The following is a 24644-nucleotide window of genomic DNA, read 5'->3' on the forward strand; positions in this document are numbered from 1 at the left end:
TGTCGGCGGGAGGGGCGGGGAGTGGTCAGGCGCCGCGCGCGGCGCGCGCGGCGCGCGCCCCGGCGTCATCGGCACGTTCGTGCTCGGGCGCGATGGTGGCGACCGGTTCGGCACCTGAGAGCACCGTCTCGACCGCTAGGGGACTGATGGCCAGCGACGGATGCTGCGCGGCGTCGTCAGGACGCACCGCGTTCGGGTCCGCGATGCGCTCCGGCGCATACTGCAGCTGCTTGATGCGCTCGAGGGCGTCCTCGACCAGGGTGCGGTTAGTGCGCAGCATGTCGGAGATGACGAGGAGCGCGATGCTCAGAAGCGCACCGACCAGCAGCGCCGAACCGAGGATGAGCGATTGAATGTGGTCCCCGGCGACCCCCATCAAGCTCAGCACGAGGAACCGACCAAACGGTATCGCCGCACCGACCAGGAACACCACTGCCAGGGTCAGGAACACCGCGTGTGGTTTGAACATCACATAGCTGCGCATGATCGCCTGCGCGGAGCGCCCCATGTGCTGGAAGATGTTCGAGAACAGACGCGATTCGCGCGTCTTCGGGTTGGTCTTGATGGGAACACTCGCGATACGCAGGCGCTTGTTTCCGGCCTGAATGATCGTCTCCATGCAGTAGCTGAACTGAGTGACGACGTTCAGTCGGATGAGGGCCTCGCGCGAGTACGCTCGGAAGCCGCTCGCCGCGTCGGGCAGGTCGGTCTCGGCGGCGAAGTTCACCACACTGCTACCCACCCCCTGCATGATCTTTTTGAAACCAGAGAAATGCGCGATCGTCTTGGTTTGCCTGTCCCCGATGACGATGTCCGCCTCACCTCGCAGGATGGGCTGAACCAGGTCGGCGATTCGCTCCTGCGGGTATTGGTTGTCGCCGTCGGTGTTGATGACGATGTCCGCGCCGTGCTGGAGGGCGTAGTCGACACCGTCGCGGAACGACCGGGCGAGGCCCATGTTGCGGGTGTGGAAGACGAAGTGCTCGACCCCCAGCTGCCGTGCTACCTCGACGGTTCGGTCGGATGAGCCATCGTCGACCACCAGCACGTGGATCTCGTCGACACCGTCGATCTGCTTCGGGATCCCCGCGAGCACGAGCGGGAGGGTCGTCTCCTCGTTGAGGCAAGGAATTTGGATGAAGATGCGCATGTGTCTGAGGAAGCTTTCGCGAGGCGGCGGCGGATTTTCCGCCGCATGACGAGTCCGGATCCGAGCCGACCCGCCGCGGCAACAATTCTACCCGACGCCTCCTCCGAGGCGACACGCGCCGCCGGTCACTCAGGCGAGCCTGTTGGTCCACAGCGACAGAGCCGAACCGATCGCCATGTGCATGTCGAGGTACTGATAGGTGCCCAGACGCCCGCCGAAGTGGACGTCCTTCTCCCCCTTGGTGAGCTCGCGGTACGCGAGGAGGCCACTGCGGTCCTTCGGGGTGTTGACCGGGTAGTACGGCTCGTCCGCGCGCTCGGCGAATCGGGAGAACTCGCGCATGATGACCGTCCGGTCGGCCGGGTGACGGTCTGCGCGCTCAGGGTGGAAGTGCTTGAACTCGTGGATGCGCGTGTACGGCACGTCCGCATCGGCGTAGTTCATGACGCTCGTGCCCTGGAAGTCGCCGACCTCGAGCACCTCCTGCTCGAAGTCCAGCGTCCGCCACGACAGCGCGCCTTCGGCGTAGTCGAAGTAGCGGTCGACCGGACCGGTGTAGACGATCGGGAGCCGGCCCACGGTGTCGGCCCTGTTCAGCGGCTGGGACTCATCGAAGAAGTCCGTGTCGAGGCGCACCTCGATGTTCGGGTGGTCGGCCATGCGCTCGAGCCAGGCGGTGTACCCGTCCGTCGGCAGCCCCTCCCACGTGTCGTTGAAGTAGCGGTTGTCGTAGGTGTAGCGCACCGGCAGCCGGCTGATGATCTCGGCCGGCAGATCCTTCGGATCCGTCTGCCACTGCTTCGCGGTGTAATCGCGGATGAACGCCTCGTAGAGGGGACGCCCGATGAGCGCGATCCCCTTCTCCTCGAGGTTCGCCGCGCTCTTCACGTCGAACTCCCCCGCCTGCTCCTGCACCAGCGCACGGGCCTCGTCGGGCGAGTAGGCCGCCTGGAAGAACTGGTTGACGGTGCCGAGGTTGATCGGCAGCGGGTACACGACACCGCGATGGTTCGTGTAGACCCGGTGCACGTAGGAGGTGAAGGACGTGAAGCGGTTCACGTACTCCCACACACCGGGGTTCGAGGTGTGGAAGAGGTGCGCGCCGTACCGGTGCACCTCGATGCCCGTCGACGGCTCGGGCTCGCTGTAGGCGTTTCCGCCGATGTGGGGGCGGCGGTCGATGACGGTGACCCTGCGCCCCGCCGCGGCCGCCCTCTCGGCGATCGTCAGGCCGAAGAAGCCGGAGCCGACAACGAGAAGATCCATATGGTGCGCTTTCTGAATCGGTGCGACGACGCGATCCGCGCGCCTCGGACGGGGGTCGCCGGGGCGTTGAGCACCTGTCCAGCAGACGGTCTACTACGATATCTCACTGTTGTCCACCGGCCGGGAGTCGAGATGAATGAGGCTTGGCTTGCCGCCGCACCATCGGTGCTGATCGCCATCGGCGTGGTCCTTCTGCCGGGCGCCGCGGTGATCGCCGCAGGATGGGGCCTGCGATCGGTCACGGCCTGGCTGTTCGCGCCGGCCGTGTCGCTCGCGGTCGTCGCCGTCGCGGCGACCGCCGCCCCGCTGGCGGGCCTGAGCTGGTCGCCGCTGCCCGTCGCGATCGTCGCCGCCACCACCGCGGCGGTCGCGTTCGCGGTGCGACGCTGGGTCGGCTGCACCGAAGCTCCCGTGCCGTGGGACGCGCCCGCGGCGCCGTCCCGACGCACGGCCGCCCCGATCGCGGCCGCGGTCGGACTCGTCGCGGCGGCCGCGACGATCGCGACCCAGCTCGCCATCGTGTTCGGCGACCCCGAGAACATCTCGCAGACGTTCGACGCGATCGTGCACCTCAACGCGGTCCGCCTGATCCTCGACACCGGCGACGCCTCGATCTTCACGGTCGGCAGCGCCTCCGACATCGACTTCTACCCGAACGGGTGGCACAGCGTCGTCACCCTGGTCGCGCAGCTCGGCGGGGGCGGCGTGGCGCTCGCGGTCAACGCCGCGAACATCGCCATCGGCGCCGTGGTGTGGCCGGCCTCCGCGCTCGCACTCGCAGCCGCGGTCTTCGCGGCGCGCCCCGCGGCGCTCGCGCTGACGGCGGCGCTCACGACCGGTTTCGGTGCGTTCCCGCTGCTGCTGCTCGACTTCGGCGTGCTGTACCCGAACTACACCGCGTACGCGGTGCTCCCGGCCGGGATCGCCGCGGTGTGGCTGCTCCTGCGCACCCGCGGGCGCGACCGGCTGCGCACCGCGCTGCTGCTGGTCACCGTGTGCGCGGCCATCGGGATCTCGCACCCGAACGCGTTCCTGGCGCTCTACGCCCTCACCGTCGCGGGCATCGCCTGGATCCTCGGCGCGGCGGCCTTCACAGAGCGCACGCGCGCCGCGGTCACCGTCGCCGCCGTGACCATTCCCGCCCTCGCCCTGGTCGGGGTCGGCCTGTGGCGCTTCGGCCGCACCAACGAGGAGATGTCCGGGTGGGGCGCGTGGCAGAGCTCGGCGCAGGCCTTCGGCGAAGCCGCCCTCGTCGCCCCACGCGGGTACCCGATCACGGTGACCACCGCCCTCCTGCTGATTCTGGGAATCGTCGTCGTCGTCCGCCGTCCGGCTCGCTGGGCCCTCGCGGGAATCCCGTTCGCCGCCGCCGCGCTCCTGTTCATCGTCGTCAGCGGCCTCCCCGTCGGCACGCAGATCCGCGACCTGCTGACCAATCCCTGGTACAACGACTCGTACCGGCTCGCGGCGCTCCTGCCGATCGCGGCGATCCCCGTCGCCGTCCTCGGCGCCCTCGTCCTGATCGACCTGCTGAACCGGGCCGCGCGTCGTGCGCGGTGGACGGAGCCCGTCCGGATGGGCGTCGTCGCGCTCGCCGCGGCCGCGGCGTTCAGCGTGGCCGTCGGCCCCAATGTCACCGCGACGATGCACGCCGCACAGGGCGCCTACCGACTGGACGGGTCCGCGGCGCTGCTCACGGAGGACGAGCAGATCCTGCTGGACCGACTGGATGAGACGCTGCCCGCGGATGCCGTGCTCATCGTCAATCCGTGGACGGGCGGCTCGCTCGCGTATGCGCTCGCGGGGCGCGAGGTGCTGGAGCTCCACGTCTTCGGCACGCGCACGGACGACGAGGAGTACGTCGACGCCCACCTGGCCGACATCGACGACGACCCGCGCGTGTGCGAGGCCGTGGACCGCCTGGGGGCGGAGTACGTGCTCGACTTCGGATCCCAGAACGTCTTCGACAGCAAGAACTCGGGCACCGAGCGCAGCGGGATCAACGACCTCGAGCCGTCCGATCGCCTCGTCCTCGTCGACGCCGAGGGCGACGACGCGCGGCTCTTCCGCATCGAGGGGTGCTGATGCCCGTGACATCCGTCGCGATCGCCTACGACTGCCTCTTCCCGTACACCACGGGCGGCGGCGAGCGGCAGTACCGCGCCTTCGCCACCGAGCTCGCCGGCCGCGGCCTCGCGGTGGACTATCTCACCGCCCGCCAATGGACGGGGGCCGCGCCCGAGGAGCCCGGGTTCCGGGTGGTCGCGGCCACGGGCCCGCTCCGTCTGTATTCCGCGGACGGTGTCCGCCGATCCGCCGCCGCCGCGGCGTTCGCCTGGGGACTGTTCCGCACCCTCCGCCGTCGCCGCCACCGGTACGACGCGGTGATCGTCAGCGCACTCCCCGTGTTGAACGTCCTCGCCGCGAGGGCCGCGCTGGCCGGAACCCGCACGACGCTGATCGCCGACTACCTCGAGGTGTGGCGGCGCCCGCAGTGGAGCCGGTACGCCGGCCGGGCCACCGGCACCGTCGCGTGGTTCCTGCAGCGCGTCGCGATCGCGCTCACACCGGTCGCGACCGCCCACTCGCAGCTGAGCGCCCGGCGGCTGCGCGCGGAGGGCCTGCGCGGGAGGCTGCTGGTCAGCCCCGGCCTGATCGAAGGCGGCAACCCGGAGCCCGAGACGCGCGATGCGGCGTCGCCGCCGTTCGTGCTGTACGTCGGACGCCATATCCCCGACAAGCGCGTGGAGTGCCTCCCTGCGGCCGTCGCCGTCGCACGCGAGCGCATCCCGGACCTGCGCCTCGTCATCCTGGGGGACGGACCGAGCGCCCCCGAAGTGCGCGCCGCGATCCGGGCCGCCGACGGGGACGCATGGACGGACCTCCCGGGCTTCGTCCCCCAGGAGCGCCTCGACGAGCTCATGGCGACCGCGGCGTGCCTGGTGAACCCCTCACGCCGCGAGGGCTACGGCCTCGTGGTCGTCGAATCCGCCGCACACGGGACGCCCGTCGTGCTCGTCGCCGACGAGGGCAACGCGTCGACCGAGCTGATCGAGGCGGGACGCAACGGCCACGTCGCCGCGAGCGCCGCGCCGCGCGACCTCGGTGATGCGATCGGCCGCACCGTGGCCGGTGCCGGTGCGCTGCGGCGATCCACGTCAGACTGGTACCGCGAAGCCCTGGCGACGCGCACGATCCGCCGCACCATCGACGCGATCGTCGACACCGTGCGAGACATCCGCGGCGCGGGCGACAATCGCCCCCGCGCCGAGAGAGCAGAGAACAAGTGAACCGACCCGTCGAGACGGATCCCGTCGAGCTGACCATCCTGATGCCGTGCCTCAACGAGGCCGAGACGCTGGCCGTCTGCATCCAGAAGGCCCAGGGCTTCCTCGCGCGCAGCGGTGTGCGCGGTGAGGTGCTGATCTCCGACAACGGCAGCACCGACGGCTCCCAGCAGATCGCCGCAGACCTCGGCGCACGGGTCTCGCACGCCCCGCGCCGCGGATACGGCGCCGCCCTCATCAACGGTATCGAGCAGGCCCGCGGCAGGTTCGTGATCATGGCCGACGCCGACGACAGCTACGACTTCGAGAACCTCGAGCCGTTCGTCGAGAAGCTCCGGGCAGGAGCCGACCTCGTGATGGGCAACCGCTTCCGCGGCGGGATCGCCCCCGGCGCCATGCCCCCGCTGCACAAGTACCTCGGAAACCCCGTGCTCTCCGGCATCGGGCAGCTGTTCTTCCGGCCCGGCATCGACGACTTCCACTGCGGACTGCGCGGCTTCAACCGCGAGCGGATCCTGAGCCTCGACCTCCAGACGACCGGCATGGAGTTCGCCTCGGAGATGGTGGTCAAGGCCTCGCTCGCCCGCTACCGCATCGAAGAGGTGCCGACCACGCTCAAGAAGGACGGCCGCTCGCGCCCGCCGCACCTGCGCAGCTGGCACGACGGCTGGCGCCACCTGCGGTTCCTGCTGATCTTCGCGCCACGCTGGCTGTTCGTCTACCCCGGACTCGTCGCGTTCCTCGTCGGTGCCATCGCGGTCGGGGTCCTGTCGTTCGGCGGCGTGCAGATCGGCGCCGTCGGGTTCGACGTGACGACCATGGTGTACGCCAGCGCCCTGTGCGTGATGGGCTACCAGTCGCTGCTGTTCTTCTGGCTCACCAAGCTCTACGCCACCCAGGAGGGATTCCTGCCGGCGAGTCCGCGGTATCGCTCGATCGTCGCGAGGTGGAGCGCCGAACGCGGCCTGCTCATCGGCCTCGGCCTGTTCGTGGTGGGCGTGGGGATCGGCGTCGTCCAGGTGCTCCGATGGGGCAGCCTCGACTTCGGGCCGCAGGACGCGACCGAGGTCGTGCGGATCGCGATCCCGAGCGCGCTCGGGATCATGCTGGGGTTCCAGACCGTCATGATGAGCTTCTTCTCGGGCGTGCTCTCCACCCCTCGGCGCGAGGTCCGGCCCGACGCCGTCATCGAGAGCTGATCCATGCCCGACCGGATCCTCGTGGACCTCCTCTCGTACACCGGCACGCGCGGTGGCACCGAGACGTACGTCCGCGAGATCGCTCCCCGCCTGCCCGACGCGCTGCCCGGTGTGGAGCTGATCGCCCTGGCGAACCGCGTCGGCGCGGATCGTGTGCGCGCGTTCTTCCCGGGACAGGTGCGGACGCTGCGGACGGTCGGCGCCGATCGCGTCAGCTGGGCCCTGGGCGCGGTGTTCGGCACGACCCGCGCCGCCCGCGCGGCGGGTGCCGACCTGGTCTGGTGCCCCGCGAACTTCGGCCCGATACGCCGCGGGCCGAGCCGCCGGGTGGTCACGGTGCACGACGCGATCTACCACGAGGCGCACGGCTCGCCCATCGCCCGTGCGGTGAGCGCGATCACCTCGTGGCTGATGACCCGCTCGGCCCGCACCGCCGATGCCGTCGTCACCGTCTCGCATGCCGCCGCGCGTGCGATCGGGACCCACATGGGTGTGCCCGCAGACCTCATCACCGTGGTCCCCAACGGCGCGAACGCCGGCTCTGCGCCCGCCGATCCGTGGGCGGCCGTCGCCCCCCTCGGTGTGCACCGCGGTCGCCCGATCGTGATGAGCACGGGCAACCGGCTCCCCCACAAGAACTTCGCCGGCCTCCTGCGCGCGCTGGCGTCCGTCGCCGCCGAAGACCGGCCGCTCGCGGTGATCACGGGCGGCGGGTCCACCGATCCGCTGACGGGGCTCCGCTCCGAGCTCGGGCTGGACGCCGACGTCGTGCTGCCGGGATGGGTCGGCGCCGAGCAGCTCGAAGCGCTCTACGCCGTCGCGGACCTGTACGTCTGTCCGTCGCTGGCGGAGGGGTTCGGGCTGCCCGTCGTCGATGCACTCCGCCGAGAGGTCCCTGTGCTCGCCAACGACATCGAGGTGCTGCGCGAAGTCGGCGGCGATGCCGCCCGCTACGCCGACGCCACGGACGCGGCGCAGTTCGGGCGCGCACTGCGCTCGGCGCTGTCGGACCCGCCCGCCGAGGCGGCGCGCACGACCGCGAGGGAGTGGGCTGAGCGCTTCACATGGGAGCGAGCCGCCACCGCCACCGCCGGAGTCCTTCGCGACACTCTTCACGGAGAGCGACCGGAGGCGGGCGCATGACGGCCGATCCCCTGCGCCGCCGCCTCGTCGGCTTCATGCTGCTGCCGGCGATCGCCGCCGTGTCGCCGTTGATCGTCCTCCCGCTCATCTCGCGCGAGGCCGGGCCGGGCGGCTGGGCCAGCGCGATCGCCGGCGAGTCGATCGGCACGTTCGCCGCCATCGTGATCGGCTACGGCTGGCCGGCCATCGGTCCAGCGCTCATCTCCATCGCCTCGGGGATCGACGAGCGCGCGCGCCTCTACCGCGAATCGCTCGTCGTGCGGCTGCTCCTGGCCGCCGTGTCGATCCCCGTGCTCGGCGTCGTGTGCTGGCTGGTCGCGTCGCCGGGTGCGGAATGGCTCACGGTCCTGATGGGCGTGCAGGGCGCGCTCATCGCCCTGTCGTTCACGTGGTACTGCGCCGGAGTCGGACAGCCGCGCACGATCATCTTCTACGACGCGGTGCCCCGCGTCGTGGCCACCGCGGCTTCGGCCGCGGCGATCGCCGCGACCGGCATCGTCGAGCTGTTCCCGCTCGCCGGCATCGCGGTCACGCTGGTGGGCACCGGCCTGTTCACCGCCCGCCTGCTGCGCCGTCACCCCGGGCCGTGGCCCGGCACGCGCGACCTGCCGGGCCTGCTCCGCACCGGCCTCCCCGTGGCGCTCAACGACGCCGCGCTCAGCGCGTACTCGAGCGTGCCCGCACCGCTGGTCAACGTGACCGCCGCGCCGGATGCCGCAGCCGGCTTCGCCTCCGCCGACAAGATGTTCAAGCTGGGCAGCGTGCTGCCCTTCACGCTCGCGAGCGCACTGCAGAGCTGGGTGGGAGAGGTCACCGGCCCGGCACGCGGACGCCGGGTGCGCCTGGCTCTCCTCGCCCACACAGGTTTCGGAGTGCTGGGCGGGATCGTGCTGGCGGCCCTGGGCCACTGGGTGAGCCTGGTCCTGTTCGGCGCCGACGCCGCCGCCGGCGTCGACCTACTGATCGCGATGGGCCTGGTGTTCGTGTTCCTGAGCATCCGTACGTCCATGACCCGTCACGCGCTCTTCCCCGCCGGCCAGGCGGCTGTCGTGATGCGCGCCAGCCTGATCGCCACGGCGGTGGGCGTGCCGGTCATGATCGCCCTCGCGATCGCGATCGGCCCGCTCGGCGCGGCGATCGGCTACGCGGTCACCGAGGGTGCGGCGACCCTGCTGCTGTGGCGGCCCTGCGCGGCGGCCGTGCGCGCGCTCGACGCGGCCGACGCCGCACACCTGCTCGATCGAGACCGGGAGCACCATGACGACTGAGACCTCTCCCGCCCCGCAGGCCCGCCCCACGGTCGGCGCGGTCGTGCTCACGTGGCGCGACCGCGACCAGACGGCGGCCTGCGTGGCGCACCTGCTCGACGGCGACGCGGTGTCGCGCGTCGTCGTGGTCGACAACGAGGCCGACGGCACCATCGCCTCGGCGATCCCGGCCGATCCGCGCCTGTCGTTCCGCGAGCTGGACGCGAACACCGGCTTCGCGGTCGGCGTGAACGCCGGGATGCGGGAGCTGCTCGCGGACGCGTCGATCGATCAGCTGCTCGTGATCAACAACGACGCCACCCTGACCGCGGCCGACCTCGAGCTGCTGCGTGCGGAGCTCGACCGCTCGCCCGCCCTCGGCGTCGTCGGACCGCGCATCATCACTCCCGAGGGGCAGCAGTTCTCGGCGGGGGGCGTGCTCTCCCGCGTCACATGGAGCATCCGCCAGCCCCGGCCCGGCGAACAGCCGGACTTCCTCACGTGGGCGTGCGTGCTGCTCCGGCGAGAGACGCTGGAGTCGGCGGGGCTCCTCGACGAACGCTTCTTCATGTACTGGGAGGACGTCGAGTACGGGCTGCGGCTGAGCGGCCGCGGAATCGCCTTCGCCGAGGTCGGGGACGCCCGCCTGGTGCACGCCGTGTCGTCGTCGCACGCGCGCGCAGGGTCGCGCATCCTCGCCTACTCCAGCCAGGCGTTCCGGCACTTCCTGCGGCTGCACGGCGGACGCACCCGGGTGACGGGCTACGCGCGCCTCGCCGCGAAGACCCTGATCACCGCGATCACCGGCGATCTCCGTGGCGCCCGCTACGTGCTCGCGGGCTGGCGCCTCGGCCGCGACGCCCCCGATCCCGCCTACCCGGCCTTCGACCGCCTTCCCTGATCGAGGCGATCGCGGCCGCGTCGGGCAGAATGGGCGGGTGGATCTCGCCCTGGTAATCACGACGCTCGGACGCCTCGACCCGCTTCGCGCACTCCTCGAGTCTGTGGAAGGCCAGCTGGAGGCCGGAGACCGCGTGGTCCTGGTGGCGCAGGGACGCGGTGACGAGGTCGTCGCTCTGGCGGCGGAGTTCGCCGACCGGGGCGTGCCGGTCGTGGCGACCGACTCGGCGCGCGGGGCGTCGCGCGGACGCAACGCCGGTGTCGCCGCGCTTCCGGCGGGAGACGCCGTGCTGCTCTTCCCCAACGACAACACCGTCTTCCCCGCCGGCGTGCTCGGGCGGGTCCGCGAGGCCGTCGCCGATCCCGCCTTCCTCGCGGGCGGCTTCACCTCGTGGGACGAACGCGGCCCGAAGACCACGCTGCCGCCGGCCGGCACTCCCCTCGACCGGTGGAACGTCTGGAGCGTGATCGAGATGGGGATCCTGCTGCGGCGCTCCGTCTTCGAGCAGATCGGCGGGTTCGACGAGCGGATGGGTCCGGGGGCGGCGACCCCGTGGCAGGTCGCCGAGGGGACCGACCTGCTCCTGCGCGCCCTGCGAGCGCACCCCGAGATGGCCGAGGGCTTCGCCTGGCTCCCCCACGACGTCTACGTCGAGGGCATCTCGACGGCGTTCGGGCTGACGACGGCGGAGCGCCGTCGCAAGCTGCGGGCATACGGCCGCGGCACGGGGCACGCGCTCAGGATCCACCGCTACCCGTGGTGGTGGCGCGCGGCGTTCACCGCGGCAGGGCTGCTCTACGGGGTGCGCAACGCGCGCCCCATCACCGCGCTCGACGGCTGGCCCATGTTCCTCGGCCGCCTCGAAGGCGGGATCGGGCGCACATTCGGGCAGCGGAATATGGTGTCCACCACCCGCTGAGCGGCACGTGCCCCGGTGCTACGCTACCGAGGTGTCATCCAGGGTTCTGATCACCGGCGGCGCGGGCTTCATCGGCTCGCATCTGTCCGAGCGACTCCTCGCCGAGGGTCACGACGTCATCTGCGTCGACAACTTCTTCACCGGATCACGGCGCAACATCGAGCATCTGTTCGGCAACCCGCGCTTCGAGGTGCTGCGTCACGACGTGACCTTCCCCCTCTACGTCGAGGTGGACCAGATCTACAACCTCGCCTGCCCCGCCTCGCCGGTGCACTACCAGCACGATCCGGTTCAGACGACCAAGACCAGTGTGGTCGGTGCGATCAACATGCTGGGGCTTGCCAAGCGCCTGCGCGTTCCGATCCTCCAGGCGTCGACCTCCGAGGTCTACGGCGACCCCGCGGTGCACCCGCAGACCGAGCAGTACTGGGGCAACGTCAACCCGATCGGTCCGCGCAGCTGCTACGACGAGGGCAAGCGCGCGGCCGAGACCCTCTTCTTCGACTACCGGCGCCAGCACGACCTCGACATCAAGGTGATCCGGATCTTCAACACCTACGGTCCGCGCATGCACCCCAACGACGGCCGGGTCGTGTCGAACTTCATCGTCCAGGCGCTCCGCGGCGAGCCGATCACGATCTACGGCGACGGCTCGCAGACGCGCTCGTTCTGCTACGTCGATGATCTCGTCGACGGCATGGTGCGCCTCATGGACACCGGGCACGAGGTCACCGGCCCGATCAACGTGGGCAACCCCGGCGAGTTCACCATGCTCGAGCTCGCCCAGGCGGTCCTGGAGATCACCGGCAGCGGCTCCGCGATCGAGCACCGTCCTCTCCCGCAGGACGACCCCAAGCAGCGCCAGCCCGACATCTCGCTCGCGCGGAGCGAGCTCGGGTGGGAGCCGTCCGTCCCGCTCACCGACGGACTGCGTCGCACCGTCGACTACTTCCGCCGCGCACTCGCCGACTGACTCCGGAGTGGCAGGATAGGACGCCGTGAAGGGCATCATTCTGGCCGGGGGTTCCGGGACGCGTCTGCATCCGATCACGTTGGGGGTGTCGAAGCAGCTGGTTCCGGTGTTCGACAAGCCGATGGTGTATTACCCGTTGTCGACGTTGATGCTGGCGGGGATCGACGAGATCCTGGTGATCACGACGCCGCATGACGCGGCCGCGTTCGAGCGGCTGCTGGGTGATGGGTCGCAGTTCGGGGTGCGGTTGTCGTTCGCGGTGCAGCCGTCGCCGGACGGGTTGGCGCAGGCGTTCACGATCGGTGCGGACTTCATCGGTGATGATCCGGTGGCGTTGGTGCTGGGTGACAACCTGCTGTACGGGCCGGGTCTGGGAACGCAGCTGAAGCGGTTCTCGGATGTGGATGGTGGGGCGGTGTTCGCGTACTGGGTCGCCGAGCCGCGGGCGTACGGGGTGGTGGAGTTCGACGGAGACGGGCGGGCGGTGTCTTTGGAGGAGAAGCCGGCCGAGCCGAAGTCGAACTATGCGGTCCCGGGGCTGTATTTCTACGACAACGATGTGGTGGAGATCGCGCGGGGGCTTCGGCCGTCGGCGCGGGGCGAGTACGAGATCACGGATGTGAACCGGGCGTATCTGGAGCGGGGGAAGCTGCAGGTGGAGGTGCTGCCGCGGGGGACGGCGTGGTTGGACACCGGGACGGTGGACGACATGCTCGACGCGGCGGAGTACGTCCGCACGATGGAGCGGCGCACGGGGATGAAGATCGGTGCGCCGGAGGAGGTCGCGTGGCGGCAGGGGTTCCTGTCGGATGAGCAGCTCGCCGAGCGGGCGCGTCCGCTGGTGAAGTCCGGGTACGGCCGGTACCTGCTGGGGCTGCTGGAGAGGGGACGCTGATGCGCAGGCTGCTCGTGACCGGTGGTGCCGGTTTCATCGGGTCGAACTTCGTCCACCATGTCGTGTCCCACACCGACGATCACGTCACCGTGCTGGACAAGCTCACCTACGCCGGCAACCGGGCCTCGCTGGCCGGGCTGAGCGAGGACCGGGTGGAGTTCGTCCACGGTGACATCGCCGATGCGGGTCTGGTGGATGACCTGTTCGGGCGGGTGGACGCGGTGGTGCACTATGCCGCGGAGTCCCATAACGACAACTCCCTCCACGACCCGCGCCCGTTCCTGGACACCAACATCATCGGCACGTACACGCTGCTGGAAGCCGCCCGTCGCCACGACCGCCGGTTCCATCACATCTCCACCGACGAGGTGTACGGGGACCTGGAGCTGGACGACCCGGCGAAGTTCACCGAGACCACCCCCTACAACCCGTCGTCGCCGTACTCGTCGACGAAGGCCGGGTCGGACCTGCTGGTGCGGGCGTGGGTGCGCTCGTTCGGGGTGCAGGCCACGATCAGCAACTGCTCGAACAACTACGGCCCCTACCAGCACGTGGAGAAGTTCATTCCCCGGCAGATCACCAACGTGATCCGCGGGATCCGCCCGAAACTGTACGGGGCGGGACAGAACGTGCGGGACTGGATCCACGCCGACGACCACTCCTCCGCCGTCCTCACCATCCTCGAGGGCGGCACGATCGGGGAGACCTACCTGATCGGCGCGGACGGCGAGAAGGACAACAAGACCGTCGTGGAGATGATCCTCACCCTGATGGGACAGCCCGCCGACGCGTACGACCACGTCACCGACCGGGCAGGCCACGACCTGCGCTACGCGATCGACTCCACCCGGCTGCGCACCGAACTGGGCTGGCAGCCCCGGTACGCCGACTTCGACGCGGGCCTGGCCGCGACCATCGACTGGTACCGCACCCACGAGGACTGGTGGGCACCGACCAAAGACGCCACCGAAGCGTTCTACGCCACGAAGGGACAGTGACGGTGACCGACGCGTCCGACCCGACCGCGTTCGGCAAGAAGCTGACCGCCACCCCGACCCCGATCCCGGGGCTGGTGGTGTGGGACCTGCCCGTCCACGGCGACGCCCGCGGCTGGTTCAAGGAGAACTGGCAGCGGGAGAAGATGACCGCCGCGGGCCTCCCCGACTTCGGGCCCGTGCAGAACAACATCTCCTTCAACGACGCCGCAGGCACCACCCGCGGCATCCACGCCGAACCCTGGGACAAATGGGTGTCCGTCGCGACCGGCCGCATCTTCGGCGCCTGGGTCGACCTGCGCGAGGGCCCCACCTTCGGGACCGTGTTCACCACCGAACTCGACCCCTCGAAGGCGATCTTCGTGCCCCGCGGCGTCGGGAACTCCTACCAGACCCTCGCCCCCGACACCGCCTACACCTACCTCGTCAACGACCACTGGTCCCCCACCGCCGAATACACCTTCCTCAACCTCGCCGACGAGACCGCCGCCATCGACTGGCCCATCCCCCTCGACCAGGTCGAGATCAGCGACAAGGACAAAGCCCACCCCCGCCTGGCGGACGTCACCCCCATGGCCCCCCGGAAGACCCTCGTGCTCGGCGCGAACGGACAGCTCGGCCGCGCCCTCCACACCCTCTGGGGAGACCAGCCCCACATCGAGTACGCCACCCGCGCCGACCTCGACCTCACCCGCCCCGACCTGCCCACCGCACGCCGCTGGCGCGACTACGACACCATCGTCAACGCCGCCGCCCACACCGCCGTCGACACCGCCGAAACCCGCCACGGCCGCACCGACGCCTGGGCCGCCAACGTCACCGCCGTCGCCGCCCTCGCCCGCATCGCGACCGCCCACGGCATCACCCTCGTCCACATCTCCAGCGACTACGTCTACGACGGCACCAGCGACCGCCCCTACACCGAAACCGACCCCGTCAACCCCCTCAGCGTCTACGGACAGACCAAAGCCGCCGGCGACGCGATCATCACCACCGTCCCCCGCCACTACATCCTCCGCACCAGCTGGGTCATCGGCGACGGCCACAACTTCGTCCGCACCATGCAGAACCTCGCCCAACGCGGCATCGACCCCCGCGTCGTCGACGACCAGACCGGACGCCTCACCTTCACCCCCACCCTCGCCGACGGCATCCACCACCTCCTCACCACCCACGCCCCCCACGGCACCTACAACCTCACCAACACCGGACAGCCCACCACCTGGGCCGACATCGCCCGCACCGTCTACCACCTCACCGGACACGACCCCGCCCGCATCACCGGCGTCACCACCACCGACTACTACGCCACCACCACCACACCCATCGCCCCCCGCCCCCACCACAGCACCCTCGACACCACCAAGATCCAGAACACCGGATACAGCCCGACGCCCGCGGAAGAGGAGCTCGCGACCTACCTCCGCGAGGTCTCGCCGACGTCGGGTACTCACGGGGCCCGCGGGTAGAATCTTCAGGCGTCACCGCCGGGTCGGCGCGATCGGAGGGCACTGACGCATGGTGGGGACGACCGCGGTCACGCGCGCGCCGAAGGCCTCGGGAACCCGGGTGGCGGTCCGCGCAGACATCCAGGCGCTGCGCGCCTTCGCGGTCCTCGCGGTCGTGCTCTTCCACTTCTGGCCGGGGGCGCTTCCCGGCGGCTACATCGGCGTCGATGTCTTCTTCGTCATCTCGGGCTTCCTGATCACCGCCCAGCTGGTGCGGCGACGCGAAGCCGGACGCATCGGTCTGGCATCGTTCTGGGCGGCCCGCGCCCGCCGACTGCTGCCTGCGAGCCTGGTCGTGCTGGCTGTGAGCATCGCGCTCACGGTCCTGTGGGCGCCCGCGACACTGCAGACGCAGTACCTGCGGTCGATCATCGGGAGCGCGCTCTACATCGAGAACTGGATGCTGGCTGCCGACGCGGTGGACTACCTCGCCGCCGAGAACGCGCCGCCGATCGCTCAGCACTACTGGTCGCTCTCGGTCGAGGAGCAGTTCTACATCGTGTGGCCGCTGCTCATCATCGCGGCGACGGCCGGCGCCACGGTCGCCGCCGTCCGCCGACGCCACCTGATCTGGGTCATCGCAGGCGCGAGCGCGCTCAGCCTGGTCGCCGGGCTGCTGCTGACCACCACCAACCCTCCCTACGCGTACTTCGCCACTCCCCTGCGCGTGTGGGAGTTCGGCCTCGGCGCACTCGTCGCGCTCGTGCGGCTCCCGGCCCTCCCCGCCGCGGTGCGCCTTGCGGCCTGGTTCGCGGGATGGGCCGCAATGGCCGCGTCCGCGCTCGTCTACGGCCCGCAGACCCCGTTCCCGGGGATCGCGGCGCTTCTGCCCACTCTGGGTGCCGCGATCGTCATCGCGAGTGGACCCGACATCCCGCTGCGCTGGCTGTCGGCGCTCGTCTCCTGGCGACCGGTGCAATGGCTCGGCGATCAGTCGTACGGCATCTACCTGTGGCATTGGCCGCTCATCGTGATCGCCCCGGCCGTCATCGGCCAGGTGCCCGACTTCGCCACCCGCGTCGGTCTGCTCGTCCTCACGATCCTCGCGGCGGCGCTCACGAAGCGCTTCATCGAAGACCCCATCCGGTTCTCCCGCGCGACGCGGCAGGCGCGACCGCGCGCCATCGGCGCGACCACCCTCGCAGCGATGGCGGTCGTCGTCGCCCTGGCCGCGGCCCCCATCGCGCTGGCCGCGCGCGACGCCGGCGAGCGGCAAGACGCGATCGCGGGCGAGCTCGCCGACCCCGCCGCATGTCGCGGCGCCTCACTGCTCCTCGAGGATGCCTGCGCTCCGCTGAGGGACGCGACGACGGCCGCCGACGAGCTCGCACCCCCACTGGCGAATCTCTATGAGGACACCGGCGGCGCGTTCGCCTGCTATGACCAGGAACCCACCGGCGACCCCTCCGTGTGCGCCATCGGGTCCGAGGACCCCGACGCACTCAGGATCGCCCTCACGGGCGACTCTCACGCCGCGATGCTCATCCCGGGCCTGCGCGAGCAGGCCGAGGAGCGCAACTGGCGGATCGACGCGATCGTGGGACGGGGCTGCGTCTGGCAGGAGGTCGAGGCGGCGGACTCCGAGTGCGCAGACCGGCGTGCGGCCGTCGACGACATCATCCTGTCCGGCGACTACGACGCCGTGCTGGTGACCGCCTGGAACCGGGTCGACGTCGATGCGGCGACGAAGGAGCAGACCTCGGAGCGCATGGCGTCCGCGTGGCAGCGGGCGATCGACCGCGGCGTCACCGTGATCGGCCTCGCCGACAACCCTGCGGTGCCCGAGAGCTCGACCGAGTGCCTCGCGCAGTCATCGGAGTTCTCCCTCGACACGTGCGCGTTCCCCGCGGATCCGCAGCTCGCCGAGGAGGACGCCATCCGCGCGGCGGGCCGGGCGACCGGCGCCCCGATCGTCGATCTCGCGGACGCCTACTGCACGACGGACGGGGTCTGCCCCATGGTCATGGGCGGCGTGGTCGCATACCGCGACCTCCACCACATCACCGGGACGTTCAGCAAGACGCTCGCCCCGTACCTTGCCGACGAGATCGCCGCGGCGATGGGCTGAGGCGCCCGAACCGGCACGGCTCAGCGGGCGACCGCGGCGGCGGATTCGACGGCGTCGTCGCCCGCGCGAGCGAGCTCGCGCACCGACAGCGCCACGACGGCCAGCAGCGCCACCGCGAACAGGACGTACACGCCCACCGAGGCGGCGTAGGGCAACGGCGACCACGCGAAGACCGCGTCCAGCTTCGCCCAGAGCGAGGTCGCGTCGGGTTCCCACGATCCGCGTGCGAGCGCGAGACGCCACACGGTCCCACCGAGGCCGATCGCGAGCGTGCCGCCGAGCAGGATGCGTCGCCCCAGGTCGCCGAACGCGCGATGGGCGGCGACCGCGAACACGGCAGCGGCGCCGATCGCCGCCGGGAAGAGGTAGCGTCCCTGGGCGCCCGCGGCGATGCCCGTCTCGACCGTGAACCGGTACGACTGGTAGGCGACGATCAGCGCCATCAGGATGACGGGCCCGGCCAGCACGGCGTCGTCGACGATGTCGCGCCACGTGGCGCGGCCGCGGATGAGCATCGCCACGAGCACCACGACGAAGAGAGCCGTGAGCGCGACCGAGACCGCCACGCCGAGATCGCCGATGATGCCGCCGTTGGCGCCGATCCAGTACCGCGGGAAGAACCGATCCACGAAGGTGTCGAAGAACACCGGCCACGCCTCCGCGAAGGACAGCGGACCGGACGCGAGCTCGTCCCCGTGCCCCGAGGGCTGAAGAGTGCCGTACAGCAGCAGGTTGCGCACCCACCACCATCCGCCGAGCGAGCCCGCAGCGACCAGGACGGATGCCGACACGGCGGCCTGCCGGACCCGCCGCGTGCGCACGGCGGCCACGACGTAGGCGGCGAAGGCCGCCGCCGCGATCGGCAGGGCGAAGGCTTTGGTCAGAAGCGCGACCGCCGCCGCCAGCCCGATCCACAGAGCGGTGCGCACGCGCAGATCGCCGGTGAGCACGCATCCCATTCCGAGGAACACCCACGCAGACGAGGCGATGAGCAGATTGTCGTTGTTCACCGAGCCGCCCAGCAGCTGCAGAGCGGGAAGGAGCGCCATGGCGGCGGCGGCCAGCACGATCATGCGGCGCCCCGCGCCGAGTCGCCGGGCGAGGGCTGCGGCGAGCAGGGGCAGCGGGGCGAGCATGATGGCGGACAGGGCCCGCCAGATCCAGACCTCGAGATCGAAGTTCAGCCCTGCATCGGCCAGCACCCGGTGGACCGCGGCCAGGCCCGCGTAGTAGAGGGGCGGATGCTGCGACATCTGGTTGACGGTCGATCCGCTGACGAGGTTGTCGGGCGTGGTCAGCTCCGCCCACGACGGCCGATCGGGGCGCGGCCACGGCTCGTCCGCCGAGAACGGCGAGGTTCCCACGATCTCCGCGGCGCGCATGGCGCTGAGCATCAGCGGCATCTCCTGGAATCCGGGCCACTCCCGGAACTCCTCGGCGTACAGCACGGCGCCGACGTGGGCCCGCTCGTCCTGCGCGCTGAAGGTCGCCCGGGTGAACGACCACACCAGCATCGTCATGAGCATGAGCGCGCACAGGCCCCACACGAGAAGCGGCAGCCCGCGCAGGAGCGGCGGCCGGTCGGTCGACGCGGTCGCGGACGTCATCTCGGCGGGGGGCGGCACGTCGGAGGTCACCCGACCATCGTAGGCACGCCCGCCGAGAGCGCTCTGACGGCCGTGTAGCCTTCATCAGAAGCCCCCACCCCGGAGTCGCCACACCCATGCCCCCACGCGTCTCGATCGTCACCCGCACGAAGGACCGCCCGCTGTTCCTCACGCGCGCGCTGCGCAGCATCGCCTCGCAGTCGTTCGCCGACTGGGAGGTCGTCATCGTCAACGACGGCGGCGCCCGCGCCGCCGTGGATCGCGCGCTGGCCGACTCCGGCATCGACACCTCGAAGGTCGCCGTCATCGACCACCCGACCGCGACCGGACGCTGGCCCGCCGCGAACGCCGGCGTGCGCGCGACGAGCGGCGAGTTCCTCATTCTGCACGACGACGACGACTCGTGGGCACCGGCCTTCCTCGACGCCGCCGTCGAGTACCTCGACGCGCACCCCGACCGCCTCGGCGTCGTCTCGCGCATCCAGATCGTGTGGGAGCGCCGTGTCGGCGACGACATCCAGCCGATCGGCGAGGAGCAGTTCCTGCCGGATTCGCTCGCGCCGCTGCTGATGGACCAGCTGCAGTTCAACCGCTTCATCCCGATCGCGTTCCTGTACCGCAGGACCGCGCACGACCTCGTCGGGCCCTACGACGAAAGCGTTCCCGTCGTCGGCGATTGGCTCTTCAACACCCAGATCCTGCTGCGCGGGCCTCTCGACTACCTCGGTCCGACTCCGCTCGTCTTCTGGCACCAGCGACCCAGTGCGTCCGGAGTCGACGGGAACAGCGTGATCGAGGCCCGCGACGACCATGCCCTGCACGACGCGCTCGTCCGCGATCAGGCCCTGCGCGGCAGCATCGACCGCGACGGCCCCGGCCTCCCCCTCTACCTGACCGCCTACGTCGACCGGCGCCTGCGCGAGGCCGAGGACATCGTGCGCACCGAGGTCGCGCGGCTCCAGCACGAGATGACGAACCCGCTCTACGTCGCGGCCCGGCGCATGTGGCGACGCCTGCGCAATCCCGGCGGAGACGCGCGCCAGCGGTAGCCCGGTTCTCACGACGTTATGATCATGAGGTGAAAGCTGGCCCGACCGTCCTCGTCTTCCCGGCCTGGCGATCGAACCCCTACCTCAACATCCTGAGTCTCGCGCCGCGGTCCCAGGGGTTCCAGTTCGCCGGCGAAACGGACTTCTATGGATTCCTGCGCGCCGCGCGGCGGCTGCGCCGCGGTGACGTCGCCCACATCCACTGGACGTCGCCGATCGCCCAGTCGGCGCTGAGCGAGCGCGATGCGGACAGCCGCGTGCGTCAGTTCGAGCGCGCGCTCTCCGGGATGCGGCGACGCGGGGTGCGGATCGTGTGGACGGTCCACAACCGGCTCCCCCACGAGCTCACCTACCGACGGCAGGAGCAGGCGATCTACCGCGCTCTCGCCGACGCGGCCGACGCGGTCCACGTCATGACGGCGGACACGCCGTCCGTCATCGCCGACGTGTGCGTCGTGCCCTCCGAGAAGGTGCGGGTGATCCCGCACCCGAGCTACCAGGGGATCTACGACACCGGAATCACGCGCACGGAGGCGCGGGAGTCGTTCGGGCTCGCGCCCGACGAGGTGGCGGTCCTGTTCCTGGGCCAGATCCGCCCCTACAAGGGCGTGACGACGCTCATGCGCGCCGCCGACCGAGCCGCCCGCGACGACGGCCGGCCGCTGGCGCTCCTGCTCGCCGGGCACACGCCTCCCGGATCCCTCGCGGAACTGGAGCCGGACATGCCGTCCTCGGTGCGCACCGTGACGTTCTTCGACTTCGTCCCCGACGGCGACATCGCACGCTGGTTCGCCGCGGCCGATGTCGCCGTGTTCCCCTACCTCCGCATCCTGAACTCGGGCAGCGTCCACCTGGCCGCGACGTTCGGCGTCCCGGCCGTGCTCCCCGACGAGCCCCACCTGCGGGATCAGTACGCGGGACAGTCGTGGGTGTCGTTCTTCGACACCGCGTCCCCCGAGGAGTCCCTGACGGGCATGCTGAGCGACTCGTCGCTGCTCGAGGGGGTCGATCCCGCCGACGTGCGCGCGTTCCTCGAGGCGGTCTCACCGTGGCGCGTGTCGCGCCTGTACGGCAGCCTGCTCGAGGAGCTCAGCGGCCGCGCCGTCGCAGAAGCCTCGTAACCGCGGTCCCCGCGATGATGAACGCCCGGCGCACCGCGCGCACGATGCGCCCCCGTCGCCGGTAGAGCACCACGACATCACGGTGACGCTCGTAGATGAACGAATCCATCACCGAGTAGTCCGGCAGCGGCGGGCGCGAGTCGGCCGTCACGACCGTCCCGGACGTCAGCCGCAGCGCCGGCTGGAGCAGGACGTGCGTCGGCAGGGTCTTGCGCGGGTACTCCGCGGTCCACACCCGGTGCGCCGACGCCGAGTCGCCCGCAGCATCGGCGGCGTCCGCCTCGACGCTCTGCCACCTGACGGACGTGGGCTCGATGACGTCGGTCAGACCGTCGACCGGCCAGAGGACCGGGACGCAGTCTTCGGCGCCGAGATCGGACTGGCCGGTGATGCGCAGCGTCATGCCCCCGCGCAGCTCGGTGACCAGCGCCGCCGCCGTCCGGCGCGCGGGCACGACCTCAGCCGGATCGAGGTCGGCGCTGCCGATCTCGGCGACGCGCGCGAGGATCCCGTCCCCGCAGTGCGCGGCCAGGGCCGCGGCGGCGGCCGCCCAGCCCGATTCGTCGGTGCGGTCGGGCATCCAGGACTGCAGCGCGCGGACCGACAGCCACGAGATGCGGTCCTCCGGGGCGAGGCGCTCGCCTCGCGACGACAGCGCATCCAGGAGCTCGGCGAGCTCGTGCAGGTCCGGGGTGTCGTAGCGCTGCTCCCATCCCGCGGCGACCTTCGCCGCCACCCACTGGGAGCGCGCCGCCAGGGTGAGCGCCAGCACCTTGAACGGCGCGATGCCGCTGGGCGCCGGGCCGACCAGGTCGAGCAGATCGGACAGCATCGCCGCGATCTCCGCCTCACGGGCACCGCGCGTCGGGGAGGCCGCGAACTTCGCGACGTGCACGAAGCCGTCGCGGTCCCAGATGAGCCGGCGGTACGCGGCGGTGAGTGCGTCGTCGCCGAGGTCGGCGATCACGCGCGCGCACTCGCGCTCCTGCGTCAGGTAGCTGAGCACCGAGTCCGCGGAATCCGCCCGGGCGGTCATCGAGGTCGCGCCGGGTCGCTCGCGGTACAGGTACACGACGTCCGAGAGGATGTCGACCTTCTCGGCGCGCGCGTAGGCGGTGACCATCGGCACGATGTCGTTCGAGCGCGGGACGTCGGGGAAGGTGATCTCGGACGAGGTCCAGAAGTCGCGCCGGAAGACCTTGTTCCAGCACGGGCGCGCGAGGATGAGAGTGGGCTCGTCGACCAGCCGGATGCCCTGGGCGGGGCGGGCGTACGCGGACATGCTCGCGGTCGGTCGCCACGTGTCCGTCGGCGAGAACTTCAGGAAGTCGCCGAATGCGATGTCCGAGTCGGTCCGCTCCAGCGACTCGACCATCGCGCGGTAGGCGCCGAGCGGGACGAGGTCGTCGCCGTCGCAGAAGACCAGGTAGCGGCCGGAGGCCTCCGCGACCCCCCGGTTGCGCGCCGACCCGCCCCCGCGCTGTTCCGCGTGGATGAGACGGACCCGGTCGTCGCTTTCGGCGAAGCGCGAGACGATCGCCGCCGTGTCGTCGGTCGACGCGTCGTCGACGACGACCACCTCCATGTCCGCGACGTCCTGTGCCAGGACGGAGACGAGGGTCTCGGCGATCCAGGCGCCGACGTCGTGGGTGGGGATCACCACCGACAGCAGCACAGCCGTCGACGAGTCAGCGGGCAACCTGATCCACCGCCTCGTCGATGGCTCCGTCGAAGATCTTGCGCCCCTTGCGGATCACGATGCCCCGGGCGCACAGCTCCTTGATCATCTTCGTGTCGTGGCTGACGACGACCATCGTCACGCCGCGGGCGGTCAGCTCGCGGATCTTCGCGTAGCACTTCGCGCGGAACGGTGCGTCGCCGACGGACAGCACCTCGTCCACGAGCAGGATGTCCACGTCGACGTGGATCGCGACCGAGAAGGCCAGCCGCATGAACATGCCGGACGAGTAGTGCTTGACCTCCTGGTCGATGAACTCGCCGATCTCGCTGAATGCGACGATGTCGTCGAACCGCTCGTCGATCTCCTTCCGCCCCATCCCGAGGATGGCGGCGTTCAGGTAGACGTTCTCGCGCCCCGAGAGGTCGGGATGGAAGCCGGCGCCGACCTCGATGAGCCCGGCCACGCGTCCACGCGTGAAGACGCCGCCGGAGTCGGGCTCGAGCACGCCGGAGATCAGCTTGAGCGTCGTCGACTTGCCCGAGCCGTTCAGCCCGAGGATGCCGACCGCCTCACCCTGCCCGATCTGGAAGGAGATGTCGTCGAGCGCGGTGAAGGTGTCGGCGCGGACCTTGCGCCGCTTGATCCAGCTGACGAAGGCCTCTTTGAAGGAGTGCGTGTTGCGGCGCAGGAAGCGCTTGGAGACGTGGTCGACGACGATGCAGGGCGAGGTCGTGGTCTCGACGATGATCTGTGACATCAGAGGTCCTGGGCGAAGGTGCGTTCGAAGCGGCGGAACGTCCACTGTCCCGCCACGAGGGCGACGAGCGTGACCCCCACGGCGACCAGAGAGGCGTAGCCGAACCACTCGGGAAGGACGTAGGACTGGGTGGTCGTCGGCTCCCAGAAGCCGACGTGGAACAGTTCCACGGCCACCGTGAGCGGGTTGGACATGTACAGGAAGAGCAGCCAGTCGTGATCCCGGAGGGCGTCGGCCACCAGCGCCCAGGTGTACAGCACCGGCGAGGTCCACGTCGAGAACATCTTAATGAGATCGACGAAGTTCTGCGCATCGCGGAAGCGGACGTTGAGTCCGCTGAAGAACAGGCCCAGGCCGAGCGCGAAGGCCACCACGAGGAGGATGCCCAGAAGGGCACCTCCCAGGCCGAGCAGCGTCGGCGTCCAGCCGACGAGCAGGCAGACGAGGAGCAGGATGACCAGCTGGGGCAGGAAGTGGACGAAGGCCACGATGATCGCGGCGATCGGGAACAGCTCCCGGGGCAGGTAGATCTTCTTGACCAGGGCGCGGTTGTCGACAATCGCGTTGGTGGCGTTGCCGAACGCCTCATTGAAGAGGTTGACCACAACGACGCCGGCGAACAGGTAGATCGCGAAGTTCTGCACGTCGCGATGGAACTGGAGGATGATCCCCATCACGAAGTAGTAGATGAGGAACTGTGACGCCGGCTTGACGTACGACCAGACCCACCCGAGCACCGAGTTGCGGTAGCGGGTGGCGGTGCCCTTCCTCACCAGCAGGCGGAGGAGGTAGCGCCACTGGAAGACATCGAGCAGGCCGCGACCGCGACCGGGGACGTCGTATTCAGAGACGTCGAGACGGGTTCCTACCGACAAGGC

Annotated in this window: 20 protein-coding genes; 14 read left to right on the plus strand and 6 right to left on the minus strand. The window is 70.4% G+C overall.

The window, feature by feature from the left end; genetic code table 11:
* Window positions 1-25: 25 nt before the first annotated feature.
* The gene (locus tag IM777_RS11955) at window positions 26-1150 is read right to left on the minus strand and encodes a glycosyltransferase family 2 protein (RefSeq protein WP_194383515.1); all 1125 of its coding nucleotides are present in this window, start codon (window positions 1148-1150) and stop codon (window positions 26-28) included.
* A gap of 129 nt (window positions 1151-1279) precedes the next feature.
* Complete coding sequence (glf, locus tag IM777_RS11960) at window positions 1280-2416, minus strand: UDP-galactopyranose mutase (protein WP_194383516.1); 1137 nt, start codon at window positions 2414-2416, stop codon at window positions 1280-1282.
* 132 nt (window positions 2417-2548) lie between these two features.
* Here glf and IM777_RS11965 point away from each other — a divergent pair, with 132 nt between their 5' ends.
* Genes IM777_RS11965 through IM777_RS12020 form a run of 12 tightly spaced genes read left to right on the plus strand, consistent with a single transcriptional unit; the run spans window position 2549 to window position 17551 of the window.
* Window positions 2549-4501 (plus strand): DUF6541 family protein, encoded by a 1953-nt coding sequence (locus tag IM777_RS11965; protein WP_194383517.1) that lies wholly within the window; start codon window positions 2549-2551, stop codon window positions 4499-4501.
* Window positions 4501-5706, plus strand: coding sequence for a glycosyltransferase family 4 protein (locus IM777_RS11970; protein WP_194383518.1), 1206 nt, complete (start codon window positions 4501-4503; stop codon window positions 5704-5706). Before IM777_RS11965 ends, IM777_RS11970 begins: the two co-directional genes overlap by 1 nt.
* A complete protein-coding gene (locus IM777_RS11975; RefSeq protein WP_228480783.1) occupies window positions 5703-6902 on the plus strand; it encodes a glycosyltransferase family 2 protein in 1200 nt (399 codons plus the stop codon). Before IM777_RS11970 ends, IM777_RS11975 begins: the two co-directional genes overlap by 4 nt.
* Before the next feature lie 3 nt (window positions 6903-6905).
* Window positions 6906-8045 (plus strand): glycosyltransferase family 4 protein, encoded by a 1140-nt coding sequence (locus IM777_RS11980; protein WP_194383519.1) that lies wholly within the window; start codon window positions 6906-6908, stop codon window positions 8043-8045.
* A complete protein-coding gene (locus IM777_RS11985; RefSeq protein WP_194383520.1) occupies window positions 8042-9313 on the plus strand; it encodes a lipopolysaccharide biosynthesis protein in 1272 nt (423 codons plus the stop codon). The genes IM777_RS11980 and IM777_RS11985 overlap by 4 nt, the downstream gene beginning before the upstream one ends.
* The gene (locus IM777_RS11990) at window positions 9303-10193 is read left to right on the plus strand and encodes a glycosyltransferase (RefSeq protein WP_194383521.1); all 891 of its coding nucleotides are present in this window, start codon (window positions 9303-9305) and stop codon (window positions 10191-10193) included. The genes IM777_RS11985 and IM777_RS11990 overlap by 11 nt, the downstream gene beginning before the upstream one ends.
* Before the next feature lie 37 nt (window positions 10194-10230).
* Window positions 10231-11112 (plus strand): glycosyltransferase family 2 protein, encoded by an 882-nt coding sequence (locus tag IM777_RS11995; protein ID WP_194383522.1) that lies wholly within the window; start codon window positions 10231-10233, stop codon window positions 11110-11112.
* A gap of 31 nt (window positions 11113-11143) precedes the next feature.
* The gene (locus IM777_RS12000) at window positions 11144-12085 is read left to right on the plus strand and encodes a UDP-glucuronic acid decarboxylase family protein (RefSeq protein WP_194383523.1); all 942 of its coding nucleotides are present in this window, start codon (window positions 11144-11146) and stop codon (window positions 12083-12085) included.
* Window positions 12086-12110: 25 nt separating this feature from the next.
* The gene (gene rfbA / locus IM777_RS12005; RefSeq protein WP_194383524.1) at window positions 12111-12980 is read left to right on the plus strand and encodes a glucose-1-phosphate thymidylyltransferase RfbA; all 870 of its coding nucleotides are present in this window, start codon (window positions 12111-12113) and stop codon (window positions 12978-12980) included.
* Complete coding sequence (rfbB, locus tag IM777_RS12010; RefSeq protein WP_194383525.1) at window positions 12980-13978, plus strand: dTDP-glucose 4,6-dehydratase; 999 nt, start codon at window positions 12980-12982, stop codon at window positions 13976-13978. Before rfbA ends, rfbB begins: the two co-directional genes overlap by 1 nt.
* A gap of 2 nt (window positions 13979-13980) precedes the next feature.
* Window positions 13981-15444 carry a sugar nucleotide-binding protein gene (locus IM777_RS12015; protein WP_194383526.1) on the plus strand — a complete coding sequence of 488 codons (1464 nt, stop codon included), beginning with the start codon at window positions 13981-13983 and terminating at the stop codon, window positions 15442-15444.
* 49 nt (window positions 15445-15493) lie between these two features.
* Window positions 15494-17551 carry an acyltransferase family protein gene (locus tag IM777_RS12020; protein ID WP_194383527.1) on the plus strand — a complete coding sequence of 686 codons (2058 nt, stop codon included), beginning with the start codon at window positions 15494-15496 and terminating at the stop codon, window positions 17549-17551.
* Window positions 17552-17571: 20 nt separating this feature from the next.
* Here IM777_RS12020 and IM777_RS12025 read toward each other — a convergent pair whose 3' ends face one another.
* The gene (locus IM777_RS12025; protein ID WP_194383528.1) at window positions 17572-19188 is read right to left on the minus strand and encodes a DUF2142 domain-containing protein; all 1617 of its coding nucleotides are present in this window, start codon (window positions 19186-19188) and stop codon (window positions 17572-17574) included.
* Window positions 19189-19274: 86 nt separating this feature from the next.
* Between IM777_RS12025 and IM777_RS12030 the strand changes: the two genes are divergently transcribed.
* Window positions 19275-20207 carry a glycosyltransferase family 2 protein gene (locus IM777_RS12030; RefSeq protein ID WP_194383529.1) on the plus strand — a complete coding sequence of 311 codons (933 nt, stop codon included), beginning with the start codon at window positions 19275-19277 and terminating at the stop codon, window positions 20205-20207.
* A 29-nt stretch (window positions 20208-20236) separates the two neighbouring features.
* Window positions 20237-21328, plus strand: a complete 1092-nt coding sequence (locus tag IM777_RS12035; protein ID WP_194383530.1) for a glycosyltransferase — start codon at window positions 20237-20239, stop codon at window positions 21326-21328.
* Here the strand turns inward: IM777_RS12035 and IM777_RS12040 are convergent.
* The 3 genes from IM777_RS12040 to IM777_RS12050 are packed head-to-tail and all read right to left on the minus strand — an operon-like array spanning window position 21297 to window position 24641.
* Window positions 21297-23027 carry a glycosyltransferase family 2 protein gene (locus tag IM777_RS12040; RefSeq protein ID WP_194383531.1) on the minus strand — a complete coding sequence of 577 codons (1731 nt, stop codon included), beginning with the start codon at window positions 23025-23027 and terminating at the stop codon, window positions 21297-21299. The genes IM777_RS12035 and IM777_RS12040 overlap by 32 nt on opposite strands.
* Window positions 23017-23766 carry an ABC transporter ATP-binding protein gene (locus IM777_RS12045; protein ID WP_194383532.1) on the minus strand — a complete coding sequence of 250 codons (750 nt, stop codon included), beginning with the start codon at window positions 23764-23766 and terminating at the stop codon, window positions 23017-23019. Before IM777_RS12045 ends, IM777_RS12040 begins: the two co-directional genes overlap by 11 nt.
* Window positions 23766-24641 carry an ABC transporter permease gene (locus tag IM777_RS12050; protein WP_194383533.1) on the minus strand — a complete coding sequence of 292 codons (876 nt, stop codon included), beginning with the start codon at window positions 24639-24641 and terminating at the stop codon, window positions 23766-23768. Before IM777_RS12050 ends, IM777_RS12045 begins: the two co-directional genes overlap by 1 nt.
* Between the last annotated feature and the right edge of the window lie 3 nt (window positions 24642-24644).

This window comes from Microbacterium luteum (assembly GCF_015277875.1).
GTDB classification, from domain to species: domain Bacteria; phylum Actinomycetota; class Actinomycetes; order Actinomycetales; family Microbacteriaceae; genus Microbacterium; species Microbacterium luteum.

What these genes read in the sequence shown, in the direction of transcription:
- IM777_RS11955 (WP_194383515.1), bottom strand. Translation starts at nt 1,150, where the DNA reads ATGCGCATCTTCATCCAAATTCCTTGCCTCAACGAGGAGACGACCCTC.
- glf (WP_194383516.1), bottom strand. Translation starts at nt 2,416, where the DNA reads ATGGATCTTCTCGTTGTCGGCTCCGGCTTCTTCGGCCTGACGATCGCC.
- IM777_RS11965 (WP_194383517.1), top strand. Translation starts at nt 2,549, where the DNA reads ATGAATGAGGCTTGGCTTGCCGCCGCACCATCGGTGCTGATCGCCATC.
- IM777_RS11970 (WP_194383518.1), top strand. Translation starts at nt 4,501, where the DNA reads ATGCCCGTGACATCCGTCGCGATCGCCTACGACTGCCTCTTCCCGTAC.
- IM777_RS11980 (WP_194383519.1), top strand. Translation starts at nt 6,906, where the DNA reads ATGCCCGACCGGATCCTCGTGGACCTCCTCTCGTACACCGGCACGCGC.
- IM777_RS11985 (WP_194383520.1), top strand. Translation starts at nt 8,042, where the DNA reads ATGACGGCCGATCCCCTGCGCCGCCGCCTCGTCGGCTTCATGCTGCTG.
- IM777_RS11990 (WP_194383521.1), top strand. Translation starts at nt 9,303, where the DNA reads ATGACGACTGAGACCTCTCCCGCCCCGCAGGCCCGCCCCACGGTCGGC.
- rfbB (WP_194383525.1), top strand. Translation starts at nt 12,980, where the DNA reads ATGCGCAGGCTGCTCGTGACCGGTGGTGCCGGTTTCATCGGGTCGAAC.
- IM777_RS12020 (WP_194383527.1), top strand. Translation starts at nt 15,494, where the DNA reads ATGGTGGGGACGACCGCGGTCACGCGCGCGCCGAAGGCCTCGGGAACC.
- IM777_RS12030 (WP_194383529.1), top strand. Translation starts at nt 19,275, where the DNA reads ATGCCCCCACGCGTCTCGATCGTCACCCGCACGAAGGACCGCCCGCTG.
- IM777_RS12045 (WP_194383532.1), bottom strand. Translation starts at nt 23,766, where the DNA reads ATGTCACAGATCATCGTCGAGACCACGACCTCGCCCTGCATCGTCGTC.